At 43.0% G+C, this 13,151-nt stretch carries 7 protein-coding genes; 6 read left to right on the top strand and 1 reads right to left on the bottom strand.

Annotated elements, in window-relative coordinates; translation table 11 throughout:
* Positions 1-24: 24 nt before the first annotated feature.
* From DJ568_RS00450 to clpX, 5 genes are all read left to right on the top strand, one after another.
* Positions 25-1,005 carry a c-type cytochrome gene (locus DJ568_RS00450; protein ID WP_114003263.1) on the top strand — a complete coding sequence of 327 codons (981 nt, stop codon included), beginning with the start codon at positions 25-27 and terminating at the stop codon, positions 1,003-1,005.
* A 99-nt stretch (positions 1,006-1,104) separates the two neighbouring features.
* Positions 1,105-2,454 carry a trigger factor gene (gene tig, locus DJ568_RS00445; protein ID WP_114003262.1) on the top strand — a complete coding sequence of 450 codons (1,350 nt, stop codon included), beginning with the start codon at positions 1,105-1,107 and terminating at the stop codon, positions 2,452-2,454.
* A 92-nt stretch (positions 2,455-2,546) separates the two neighbouring features.
* A complete protein-coding gene (locus tag DJ568_RS00440) occupies positions 2,547-2,912 on the top strand; it encodes a four helix bundle protein (RefSeq protein ID WP_114003261.1) in 366 nt (121 codons plus the stop codon).
* 140 nt (positions 2,913-3,052) lie between these two features.
* Positions 3,053-3,760, top strand: coding sequence for an ATP-dependent Clp endopeptidase proteolytic subunit ClpP (gene clpP / locus DJ568_RS00435; RefSeq protein ID WP_114003260.1), 708 nt, complete (start codon positions 3,053-3,055; stop codon positions 3,758-3,760).
* A 91-nt stretch (positions 3,761-3,851) separates the two neighbouring features.
* Entirely contained in the window at positions 3,852-5,090 is a 1,239-nt protein-coding gene (gene clpX / locus DJ568_RS00430) for an ATP-dependent Clp protease ATP-binding subunit ClpX (RefSeq protein WP_114003259.1), read from the top strand.
* A 255-nt stretch (positions 5,091-5,345) separates the two neighbouring features.
* On the opposite strand, the gene DJ568_RS00425 is transcribed toward clpX, so the two are convergent.
* Positions 5,346-11,204, bottom strand: coding sequence for an alpha-2-macroglobulin family protein (locus tag DJ568_RS00425; protein ID WP_114003258.1), 5,859 nt, complete (start codon positions 11,202-11,204; stop codon positions 5,346-5,348).
* Between the two features lie 588 nt (positions 11,205-11,792).
* Between DJ568_RS00425 and DJ568_RS00420 the strand changes: the two genes are divergently transcribed.
* Entirely contained in the window at positions 11,793-13,151 is a 1,359-nt protein-coding gene (locus DJ568_RS00420) for a pyridoxal-phosphate dependent enzyme (protein WP_114003257.1), read from the top strand.

Genomic DNA, 13,151 nt, shown 5'->3' with positions numbered 1-13,151 from the left:
CACGAATTAACCACCCATCACAAAATGAAAAAGTTCAAAAAATGGATAGCTATTATCCTGATTTTAGTTGTTGTAATTGTTATCTCAGGCGTATCTTACGTAAGCCTTGCACTGCCTGATGTAGGCGATCCTGAAGACATTAAAGTAGAACGTACACCCGAACGCATAGCCCGCGGTGAATACCTGGCTAACCACGTAACTGTATGTGTTGACTGCCACTCAACCCGCGACTGGGCCAAGTTTGCCGGCCCCATTAACAACGATGTAATAGGTGCAGGCGGCGAATTATTTGACTTCCGCGCAGGGATACCCGGTGAAATTTACACACCTAACATTACCCCGGTAAACCTTGAGCGATACACAGATGGCGAACTTTTTCGCGCAATTACCACCGGCGTAAAAAAAGATGGCTCCGCCATATTCCCCATTATGCCGTGGCAAAACTATTCTAAAATGGATCGTGAAGATATTTACGATATTATCGCGTACATACGCTCGTTAAAGCCTCACGGAAAAAATTACCCGCCGCACAAGCTCGATTTTCCGCTTAACCTGCTCGTAAATACTTTTCCAAAGCCGGCTGCTTTGGGTAAGCGGCCTGCCGAAAGCGATACGCTGAAGTATGGCGAGTACCTGGTTACCGCAGCGGCATGTATTGATTGCCACACTAAGGATGATAAAGGCAAGCTGGTACCCGGTATGGAGTTTGGCGGGGGCAGGATGTTCCCGATGCCGGGCGGCGAGTTACGCTCAGCCAATATTACGCCCGATAAAAATACCGGCATAGGTACCTGGACAAAAGAACAGTTTGTTGCCCGTTTCAGGCAGTATGCTGATGGTACCGCGCAGGCTTATCCGGTTAAGCCAAATGAGTTTCAAACCATTATGCCCTGGTGGAAATATGGCGGCATGAAGGTATCTGACCTGGAGGCGATGTACGCTTATTTACGTACAATTAAACCTATTAGTAACCCGGTTGTGAAATATCAGCAGGTTAAACAATAAGCCGTTCAATTTCAAATAAAATTCATACTTTTGCGCCTCAAATTGAGGCGCTTTTTATTTACAGTGCCTTTAGTGATTAATTAAATATCCGCAGTAACGATGAACATCACCCAGGAAAAAGTTGACAACCTGAACACGATTCTGAAAATTAATATTGAGCCGGCCGATTATACGCCACGTGTTGATAAAGCGATAAAAGACCATGCTAAAAAAGCGAAGCTGCCGGGTTTCCGCCCGGGTATGGTACCTGCCGCGCATATTAAAAAAATGTACGGTAAAAGCATATTGGTTGATGAGATAAACAACCTGCTGTCAGACAGTTTGAACAATTACCTGGAAGAACAAAAGATAGAAGTGCTGGGCCAGCCACTGCCAAAAACAGATGACACCAGGGAGTATAACTGGGATTTTGCTGATAACTTTGAATTTAACTATGAAGTAGGCCTGGCGCCTGAAGTTGATGTCGACTTTTCATCGAAAGACAAACTAACCCGTTATGTTATAAAAGTGGATGCCGATACATTGGCAGAACGTACTAAAAATATTCGCCGTGCTTATGGCAAAATGACAAACCCTGACGTATCGGCAGATGACGATGTGCTTTATGCGCAATTGGAGCAGCTTTCGCCGGATGGTAGTGTTTTTGAGGGTGGAATTAGCGAAACCACTTCGGTACGTTTAGACCAGGTAACTGATGCAGATGTTAAGGCATCACTAATAGGGCTGAAAAAAGATGATGTGGTAGAGTTGGATATTCAGAAAGCATACGGCAGCGATGCTGCGAAAATTGCCGGCCTGTTAAAGGTTGACGAAGAAACAGCCGCTGATCTTAAATCAAAATTCCGCCTGACGGTTAAAAATGTTAATCGTTTGGAAGAAAGTGATCTGAACCAGGAGTTCTTTGATAAATTATTTGGTGAAGGTAACGTCACTACCGAAGAAGGTTTTACGGCGAAAATAACTGAAGAACTGGAAGGTATGATGCAGCAGGATGCCGAGCGTAAGCTGCAGGACGATATTTATAACTATGCTACAGGCAAGGCTCAGTTTGAATTGCCTGACGAGTTTTTAAAGCGCTGGTTAAAAGCTACTAACGAAAAGTTGAGCGATGAAGAACTTGCCGATGGGTATGCTGATTTTGCTAAAAACCTTAAATGGACGCTGATAAGCAACAAAATCATCCGGGATAACGGCATCGAAATTAAGTACGACGAGGTTTTCGCGGTTGCTAAACAAAGGTTAGACGCTCAGTTCAGGATGTACAGTCCGCAGCCCTTAACAGAAGAGCAATTGGGCCAGTACACGGTGCAGTACCTGCAAAACAAGGAAACCGCTAACAAGATATTTGAAGAGGTTAAAGCATTGAAAGTTTTCGATTACATTAAAAGTGTTATCACTTTAGATGATAAAGAGACTACTAATGCCGAGTTTGCAAAGATGAACGCATAATAGCGTTGGTTGGCGCGCGGCGCGCGGTGCATGTTGTGTTGAACATAACAGAATGCTTCAAGATTTTTTAATCGAAAAAAGTATCTTGCCGCATGAACTTATTCAGATTTCAAAGCCTGGAGATATGGCAGTTGGCCATAGAGTTAGGAAGTCAGTTGTGCGAGATTGCCGAAGCTTTAGAGGCGAAAAAGAAATACAGATTTGCAGAGCAGCTCAATGGGGCTGCTCTTAGCATATCTAATAACATAGCTGAAGGCAGCGGCTCAAATTCAAAGAAAGATTTTTCTCGTTTTTTAGATTATGCACACCGTTCAGTTTTTGAAAATGCGAACATTTTGTTTCTCCTTCACCTAAGGAAGTATATTTCTGATGAACAACTGACTTTTTTCTTAGAGGAATTAAATAAATTAGCCCGGAAGATTAATAGCTTTCAGAAATATCTTTCAAAAGATATTTGATAATAAATAAACAAATAATTGTATAGTCGGTTGAGTACACAAATTCAATTGATTTGCTAAGCTTTAACATAGATAGATAAACTATTTGCAGGGATGAGCTAACGCCAACCGCCTTGCGCAAACCGTAAAAACAAAATAACATGAGCAGCATACCAGATAAAAATGAATTCAGAAAATACGCTGTAAAGCATCATCGCATTAACAGCCTTTATGTAGATAAATTTATTGCCGGGGTTGACCGGAGTAATGTGCCAACCGGCATGACGCCGTATATCATTGAAGAGCGCCAGCTTAACGTAGCGCAGATGGACGTTTTTTCGCGCCTGATGATGGACCGTATCATCTTTTTGGGCGATGCCATTTATGACAGTATTGCCAACATTATCCAGGCCCAGTTATTGTTCCTGCAATCTGCTGATGCCAAACGTGATATACAGATATATATCAATTCACCCGGAGGCTCTGTTTACGCAGGTTTGGGTATATATGATACCATGCAGTTTATATCTAATGACGTAGCAACTATTTGCACCGGTATGGCCGCTTCAATGGGCGCGGTGCTGCTGTGCGCGGGTACTGCCGGTAAAAGGGCCGCATTGCCGCATTCAAGGGTGATGATACACCAGCCATCAGGTGGTGCGCAAGGTCAGCAGTCTGATATCGAGATCACTTACCACGAGATCACTAAATTAAAGAAAGAATTGTACCAGATCATCGCAGATCATAGCGGTGCGTCATTTGAAAAAGTTTGGGCGGCATCTGACCGTGACCATTGGATGATAGCCGAAGAAGCCAAAGAGTTTGGTATGGTTGACGAAATATTAAGAGGAAACAATCCAAAGAAATAATATAAAAGCAGGCAGCTGAAACCAAATGGGTGCTTAGCCGTTTGCAGAATAGATAATAATTAATTATTTTTAATTAATTTAAAGAAGAATCATGACCAAGAACAGCAAGGAGATCAGGTGTTCGTTTTGCGGGGCAGGTAAGCAGGATAGCCTGATGCTGATAGCCGGGTTAGACGCTCACATCTGTGATAAGTGCGTTAACCAGGCTAATGAGATACTGGCAGAAGAATTAAAGGTTCGTAAGGTTAAGTCATCACCTTCAGCGCCTGCCATGCTTAAGCCTTATGAAATAAAAGTTCACCTTGACCAGTATATTATAGGACAGGATGACGCTAAAAAAATTCTTTCGGTAGCTGTTTACAACCATTATAAACGGTTAGGCCAACGTATTGAAAAGGACGAGGTTGAGATAGAGAAGTCGAACATCATTATGGTAGGCGAAACGGGTACCGGAAAAACCTTGCTTGCAAAAACGCTGGCTAAGGTACTGAACGTACCGTTTTGTATTTGCGATGCCACAGTGCTTACTGAGGCAGGGTATGTAGGGGAGGATGTGGAAAGCATACTTACCCGTTTACTGCAAAGCGCGGATTACGATGTAGCAGCGGCTGAGCGTGGCATTGTGTATATTGATGAGGTAGACAAAATAGCCCGTAAAAGTGATAACGCTTCTATCACCCGTGATGTATCAGGCGAAGGCGTACAACAGGCCTTGTTGAAAATACTGGAAGGAACGATGGTGAACGTACCGCCGCAAGGTGGCCGTAAGCATCCCGACCAAAAAATGATAACTGTAAACACCAGCAATATACTGTTTATTTGCGGCGGTGCGTTTGATGGCATTGAACGCAAAATAGCTAACAGGCTGCGAACCCAAACCGTAGGTTATAAGTTGAAACGCGACGAGGGGGAAGTTGACCTGAAAAACCTGTACAAGTACATCACTCCGCAGGATTTGAAATCATTCGGTTTAATACCCGAGTTGATAGGCCGTTTGCCTGTGCTTACCTATCTTAATCCGCTTGACAGGGATGCGTTGCATAACATACTTACCGAGCCTAAGAACTCGTTGCTTAAGCAATACAAAAAGCTTTTTGAATACGAAGGGGTCAAGCTTGAGTTTGATGACGAAGTGCTTGATTTTATTGTGGATAAGGCGATGGAATTTAAACTGGGCGCTCGTGGTTTACGCTCAATTTGCGAAGCCATAATGATAGACGCGATGTTTGAGTTTCCGTCCAAAAAAGATGTAAAGGAACTTAACGTTACGCTTGAGTATGCACGCGAAAAATTTGAAAAATCAGATTTGAAGAAGCTGAAAGTAGCTTAAGGTCAATGCTGATAAACAAAACCCTGGCTTGTTAGCCGGGGTTTTTTGTTTGCAACTTTTACATACATGAGCGCGGTTGTGTAGCCTCGCCTAAGATGAGTTGGTGCAGTTTGCACCCCTGCCAACAGCGTCTCTGGCAAATGATCGTGCATTAAAAAGCGGTAGGGTTTCGCCATTGCAGTCTATTCGCAGTAATACATTCATAACCGTAACCATAGAGATTATTCCATAGCAACGCCGGTTAAAAGAACCCGTTTACCTGTCGCCAATAACCACTTTTCGTATGCCTTCGCGCCCGTAAAATACAGGGAAGTACATCAACTCAGCCTTTGCAGGATTTAGGGTGTATTCCCCGTCGTAGCGTGGCATAAGTTTTACAGTAAATTGGTGAGTGCCTTGTTTAAGCCGGCGGCAAAAAATGCTCACTTTCTCTTTGAAATATTCACGGTGCACTTCATTGTTACCCCAGCTTTGTTCCTTGCCATCATAAGAGCAACCCGCGGGTATCGGTACCTCAATCATCACAAATTCACCGTCGCCTTTAACAGTAACCTTCACCGCTAATTCTACCTTTTCGCCGCCTTTGAGTTGGGTAACCTTGCGTTCGGTGCTGCCCTTTTCAAACCATGTATCAACAGTAAAATCTTTATTCACCTTTTCCGGCTTGCTGTTCCAAAACTGCTGATACCCGGTAATATAAACAGGCAAAGTACCGGTTTTGCTCACTTGTAAGCTGGTGCCTGTAAACGTAGCGTTATACGGAAAGGCGGTTACATCTTGATTTGTTGCTCCGCTTAACGTTAGCCTTGGAGCATGTAATGGCTCGCCGTTAGCCAGTAACTCGGGCAGGATGGTTTCTAAAATCAACGACGATTCATAGGTATTTCGCCAGCCTCCATCGCGCCGTTGTTCAAGCAAATAACCGGTTATGCGCTCTAAAATTTGGGCATGGTTACCGTCGTTTTTTAATATACGGTAAGCCATTATTGTTAACTGCATGGAATTATCAAAAAAATGGTAACCCTTTTCGCCCCAGTATACATTGCCAAAAAGCGTAGTTTTTTTATCATTTAATAATTCATATGTATCTATTTTAATTCCCGCATGCTGTAATAGCAGTAAAATCCGCATTTTGTAATAAGCAGAAGAAGATTTTGCTGCAAGCAGTTCTTTATGTATAACCTGCGCGTATTTTTTATAATCTACCTTAGCATTCAATTTGTTAAGTATCTCAATACAGGTAATTTTATCCTGACTATAATAACTTTCTAACTGATGAATCAAGTAATCGGTAAGCTTCTGTTTGTCAATGCCTGTTTGATAGCCCTGGCTTTGCGCATCCAACAATGCTTCAACAGCGTGCAGGCTTATCCACAGTTCGTCATTGCTGTTTTGCCACCAGCCCCACAACCCGGTGTTGCTGCGGCTTTCCTGCAGTTTTTTTATAAGTTCTTTTACATACTTGTCATGTGCGAATGGCTGACGCAGGTAAGCGTTTATTCTTTTCTCGGCCATCAATCCCTTAAGCTTTGATGCCAGTTGTTCATTACACAGATACTTATAATCCCGCAATTGGCTGGTTTCTGCTAAAAGCACCGGAAGGATAGAAGCCTCGGCGTGAAAGGTTACGGGGCCCAAGCGTGTATCAAACTGCATATTTACCGTGGTGTCGCCACGTAACGCCTCAAAATGTCCTTTGGTTTCCTGTACACCTTGTTTAACAACAGGTATCTTACGTAATTCACCATCAAAATATCCATTGGTTTTTGAAATAGCATATTCAAAGCTAAGGCTATCTGTATTGCCGGCATTAACTTGTAATGAATCGATTTGTGAATTTACTATCTGCAGCGAGTCCTGGTTAAGCACTGAGCCGTTGTATAGAAAGCGCCGGTTTACCTTAGCTCCTTTGGCGCCGTAATTCATTACTTTACCTATGGTTGTTAATTTGTCACCCTCAACGGCAAACTGGGGCGATATAAATGTGGCGCTTAACGGTTTAAAAGATTTCAGGTTGTTTTCCGCATACCCTGTTTGCCTGTTATCATTTACTGCAATTACAAAGTTGCGCCAATTGGTAATATCGTCAGGCATTGTGGATGTAAACGTGGCACGGCCATTACCGTCGGTAGTAAGTTTGGGTTGCCAATAGGCATAGTCAGAGAAGTTGCGCCGTAACAAGCCTGCAGTGGAAACTCCGGCAGCGTTGTTAGCCAATTTGGACAACCGGCCACCCTTTGTAGTTACAACCAATACGCCATTTTTACCTTTTGTGCCGTAAATTGCCGCTGATGCGGCATCTTTTAAAACAGCGATACTTTCAATCTCGTTTACATCTATCCGTTGTAGTTGTTCGTAAGTATATTCCTCGCCGTCCACTATTATTAAAGGCTTGCCGCCCCCAATTGATGTACTTAATCCCCTAATAAAAAAGTCGGAGGATGCTCCCGCTCTTCCGTTCTCCTGCGAAAAGAAACCAGGCAATCTCCCTGTCAGAAAATTTTCAATAGTCGATGCTGATTCGGTTACAATATTAATGGCAGATATACCGCTTACGGCACCCATTAGGTTCATTCTTTTTACGCTGCCGTAGCCTACCACTACAACCTCTTCGAGGCTGTTTTGCATTGGTGTTAATTTGATATTATAATGTTCACCAGGCGTAATGTCAAATTCAAGCGTTTTATAACCAATAAATTGAACAATAAACTTACCACGTGGTGGTACCCTTAGTGTGAATGAACCTCTATGATCAGTAGTAGTAGCCATCTGCGGGAGGCCTTTCACCCTGACTGTTGCACCAGGTAAAATGCTGCTCCCATCCCTAACTACTCCTGTTATCGTATTCCCATAGACTGCATCATTAATATATTTTTTATTAAATGCCTCGCGTAACAAAGTAGCGTCGCTTAAAATATCATTGTCATTACGCTGCCGGGCATTTACCCGTGTATTGATGATGCTGTCTATCCTTATGCTTACTGCGTCTTCAGCGTGGGGCGTAACAGTGAGGTCGTAGTAATTTTCTCCGTACGGTTTTACTGTAATGTTATCATCCAGGTAATAAAGCCTGTTTTTAAGCAGGATAAACATGCGATATCGGCCTGCACTTAAATTGCCAAACGAACGCGTGTCGCCGGGATATATATTCATAAAGTCAGGGTCGCTGTGGCGGTACAGAATAATGTTTTTCACCCCTAACTTGCGTTCGTTTTTGATGTCTACAACCAATCTTCCGGTGGTGGATGCAACGGCAGGTTCATTGTAAAATAACCAGGTTGTATTACTGCGCTGGTAAAGGTGCTCATTCCATAAGCTGTCTGTTTCCTTCCTCGTTAAAGTGTATTGCTTGTAATCGGGCGGGGGCAGACCCTTTAATTGCCTCGTAAATGAATACTTCCCCGGTATACTTTTTTGTTTTAGCATCCCGGGTAAAAAAGTATATGCATAACCTGGCTCTGATAAAAACGTTTGCCTGGTTTTACCTGTAATATCAATAGTGGCAACGTTTTCAGATAAAGGCCCGGCCAATATTTCGCGCTGATGAGTTGGTAACGGACTAAGCAGCATTAACTTGTCGGTTTGTTCAAGCGTAGCCAGCCGGCCGTTAAAATTGTTTACCACGTTTATCATGTATTTATTAAGCAGTGATGCTTCATGATCCGTAAGGCTGTCAGGCATGCTTTTTATGCTTACCTGCTTGTTTAAAAGCGAGTCCGCATTAATACTCACAATAAGTTTTTTGTTTGGTACAGCATATATGTCACTTAGTTTTATGTCGCGGTCAATAGTACGGAACCTAACCGTGTGCTTGCCGGTATCAACCTTAAAACTATAACGCTGCAATTGCCCGGCCCGGCTAAAGTACACGGGCCTTTCGTCTATGTATAAAATGTGCACTGGCGTAATATCACCGTTGATGACTACAAACGGTGCTATTTGTGTGATGCCTTCATTAGCGGCTTCTTCTATACGATAAATGGGGCTAGGATGTGTAAAGCGATAATATTCTATGCTGTCCAGCCCCATTTGCGTACGCCAGCGTTTCCATTCCAATGGTGTGGCCGATGTGGTTTCCAGGTCTACGGTATTAAACTTATCAGTTAGCGTAATGGATTTTCTTCGCTCCCCTAAATATGGAATAAAAGGTCGGCGTGTTTGCTCAAATTTTCCGGTATATGCCCAGGCTGTAACGTCGGTGTTGGGCACAGGTTCGCCTTTATGATTTTTTACATCAATTACCGTAGTAACTTTTTGACCCGGATAAACCGACAATGGCTGCTTTATGCTGATATGAAGCTGCTTGTCCAGCTGGTCAATAATTTGTGAAATATGTTTAAACCTGCCTGCCCACCTGTAATTTACAACGCAGGTTATATTATGCTTTGAGGCCACGGGTTGGTGGTAAGTAAGTGAATCCGCTGCGCCACGTCTTATAAGCTTTTTGCCTTCATACAGTTGATACCAAAAATGCAATTTGCGCTCATTTTGTACTTTAATCAGCACTGAGTCATTTTTAATATGTCCTTGTATGGTTATGCCACTCTCTTCCTTATCCATCTCCATGGAGTTATAGGCACTGTCTGTTTCTACTTCATACTCCACTGCATCAGCCTGAATTTTTACAGCGGCAGGTAACATTACCTTATGCCTTGCAATGGTGTCTTCTGACGAGCCTATGCCGTAAATGTTAGCGTGTACACGCAATGGCTTACCATTTTTGAAAGCGCTTATCCTTAACGTATCCTTATCCGTGGTTAGTTTAATTACATCAGCTTTGTATTCATAATTAAAATCGGTTTCTGCTTCCCTATGCTCATTTGATGAGTTGTAAAAATCTGCATGCAGCGTATAATCTATGTCCGCTTTGGGGAACACGGAGTCGGGAATGCTTAACTTGGTTTCTCCGATCGCATCAAGGGTTAAACTATGCCGCCATAACGTATCGGGTATAAATTCCCGCGTTGCTTTGTGATTGCCAACGCGTGTGGTTTTTATTATGAGATTGACACGACCGTCGGGTACCGGTAAGTCATTTTCATCGGTAGCTTTCAGGTATATATTTACCAGGTCGCCGGGCGAGTGCTCTTTTTTATCGGCGCGCATGCTAAACTTAGTCGACTTTAGCTCATATTCTTCGTAATTAAAATCACCCGACAGGTAGGTTAAATGATTATCCTTATCGCCGGTATTTGTTTTTTTACGCGCTGGCTCATCCGGTTGCTGCAATGCTATCTTGTAATCCTCATCCAGATCCAGGTCCAGGCTGTCAGATAGTACAAAACTGTATTCAAATGCGCCCGCACGGTAGCTTGTAATTATACCCAGAGTTTTTATATCATCGTTATAATCTTGCTTCAATTTTACCAGTACCCGCGGCACCGCCAACGGTTTATTTGTTTTTTTATTGATGATAAAAGCTTTAAACCGCACTGTATCATTCGGTTTGTATTTGGGCTTGTTAAAAACCATAAAACCCGTGTAGTTTTGCCGGTTTTGCTGCGTGCTTTTTGGTTTGAACCACTGCTTAAGCTTATACCACTTAACCTTTAACCACTTTGCCGATAAAAACCCCGGTGGGGTATAGCGGAATTTATTGCTTATTTTCTCAAGCTTATAAAAGTTATTTACATCGTTATGCCTGATCTGTATAATAGTGTGTTTGGCGGCGCTGATACTGTAAATACCGCTGGTAGTATCTAATTGTACTAATTTATTGTTGCTGCTTGTAACGGCATTCCTAATAATGTTACCGGCACGGTCGGTAAGTATAAAGTCTATTTTCTTTTCACTTCTTAGTATATGTACAAAGGCAGTCCGTTTCTCTATCAGTTTAAACGACAAAGTATTCTTTTCGGCTTTTACTTTTAAATAGTTTCCGGGTGGCAACAAATCTTCGTCAAAATAATATTCGTTCTTAACCGAGTCGATAGGGTGGCCAAGCATCTTTTCATCAGGCTTTAAATCCGGATTTTTGTACAGCTTCAGTAAATCCGTATCGCTAATTTTATATATATAAGTATAATAGCTGCTTGTTCTGCTGGTTGTAAGCTTGTTTTGCGCATGGCAATAAACAGCGCTTAAGCAAATTAAAATAGTGATAATTCTTCTCATGTATTGTTAAGCGCAGCAATTAAGGTGCAGCATTGGTTTCAATGTAAGGATGCAGCAAGCCCGGTAGTTTCCATATGCATATTACGCTTATTTTTTCTTTTACCGGTTTATTATTGCGGAATTCCAAAGCTGGGGCATATCCCGACCGTTAGTGCAATTAAATAGGGCATGCTAACCTCTCCATTGGAGATGGCATCACAAGCACTGCGCAACCGCTGCCCATAATAGTTGAGGCGAAAACAAATAGGCCTCACCTATGCAAAGTAGTGCGACTTGCACTGTCGTGTCAGCCCTCGCCATTGGGAAAGGGCACTAACAGGTTCTGCGCAGCCTCTGTCGTCAATGGGTGAGGCGAAACCAAATAGACCTCTTCCGGTTAACATTAGTGTGATTTGCATTACCCGCTCACAATCGACATTGGATAGGGCATCCACAAGTACTGCGCAACCCCTGCCATTAACGGGTGAGGCCCCCGTCAATAACATCGCTTATTTTATATTCCTGATATTGCAGTGAAGAATATATCCCCGCAGAAAGCTATTTTTGTCATATATCGATGCGGCTTACTGCATCTTAAACTAAAGGTACATGTGGTATAACAATATATTAGAAACCATTGGCAATACGCCGATGGTTAAGCTAAATAAAATAGTTAAGGATATCCCGGCAACGGTGCTGGCTAAGATAGAGACAACCAACCCGGGCAACTCTATTAAAGACCGTATGGCGCTGAAAATGATTGAAGACGCCGAAAAAAATGGTAAGCTGAAACCCGGCGGGACCATCATAGAAGGGACATCCGGCAATACCGGGATGGGTTTGGCTATAGCGGCGGTTATCAAAGGCTACAAATGTATTTTTACCAGTACCGATAAGCAATCAAAAGAAAAGTTTGACGCCCTGCGTGCTTTTGGCGCGGAAGTAATAGTGTGCCCAACCAACGTCGATCCGGAAGATTCACGTTCATATTATTCGGTATCATCGCGACTTGAGCGTGAGGTGCCTAACTCGTGGAAGCCGAACCAGTATGATAACCTGTCTAACTCGCAGGCGCATTACGAGCAAACGGGCCCCGAAATTTGGGAACAAACAGAAGGTAAAATAACGCACCTGGTAGTGGGGGTGGGCACCGGCGGCACCATATCGGGCACGGCACGCTTCCTTAAGGAGAAAAACCCTGCAATACAGGTTTTGGGTATTGATACCTATGGCTCGGTGTTTAAAAAGTATAAAGAGACCGGTGTTTTTGACAAGAACGAGATATACCCTTACATCACCGAAGGTATAGGCGAAGACTTTTTACCGCAAAACGTTAACTTTAGCCTGATAGATCATTTTGAAAAAGTAACTGATGAGGCCGCTGCTTTAATGACCCGCGAGATAGCCCGCAAAGAAGGTATTTTCGCCGGTAACTCAACGGGCTCGGCTGTAGCAGGTGTGCTGCAAATGAAAGACAGGTTTAAAGAGGGTGATGTGGTAGTGGTTATATTCCCCGATCATGGTACCCGCTACCTGGGTAAAATGTATAACGACGACTGGCTGCGCGACCGCGGTTTCCTGAAGGACGAAAAACTTACTGCCCGCGATATCATCGCTAAAAAAGAAAACCAGGAAATAATTACCATTGATAGCGAAAAAACAATTATTGAGGCTATTAACACGATAAAAACGCTTAACATTTCGCAGATACCGGTTACACAGCACGGTAACATCATAGGCAAGATAACCGAAAGTGATATCCTGGACGCCTTGCTTGAAAATCCATCATTAAAATCTCAACCGGTGAAAAATATCACTACGGCTCCGTTTCCTTTTGTGGAACTGAACACCTCAATTGATAAGATCACCAGCCTGATAAATAAAGATAATATTGCGGTATTGGTAACTGATGAGCAGGGCAAAATGGAAATCATCACGCAGTATGATATCATTAATGCCATATCGTAA

This window comes from Mucilaginibacter hurinus (genome assembly GCF_003324525.1).
Lineage (GTDB): Bacteria > Bacteroidota > Bacteroidia > Sphingobacteriales > Sphingobacteriaceae > Mucilaginibacter > Mucilaginibacter hurinus.
The sequence above is the reverse complement of the archived record's forward strand: the minus strand, read 5'-3'. Positions and strand labels throughout refer to the sequence as shown.

Coding starts and splice junctions, on each gene's coding strand:
- DJ568_RS00450 (WP_114003263.1), top strand. CDS start 25: ATGAAAAAGTTCAAAAAATGGATAGCTATTATCCTGATTTTAGTTGTT.
- tig (WP_114003262.1), top strand. CDS start 1,105: ATGAACATCACCCAGGAAAAAGTTGACAACCTGAACACGATTCTGAAA.
- DJ568_RS00440 (WP_114003261.1), top strand. CDS start 2,547: ATGAACTTATTCAGATTTCAAAGCCTGGAGATATGGCAGTTGGCCATA.
- clpP (WP_114003260.1), top strand. CDS start 3,053: ATGAGCAGCATACCAGATAAAAATGAATTCAGAAAATACGCTGTAAAG.
- clpX (WP_114003259.1), top strand. CDS start 3,852: ATGACCAAGAACAGCAAGGAGATCAGGTGTTCGTTTTGCGGGGCAGGT.
- DJ568_RS00425 (WP_114003258.1), bottom strand. CDS start 11,204: ATGAGAAGAATTATCACTATTTTAATTTGCTTAAGCGCTGTTTATTGC.
- DJ568_RS00420 (WP_114003257.1), top strand. CDS start 11,793: ATGTGGTATAACAATATATTAGAAACCATTGGCAATACGCCGATGGTT.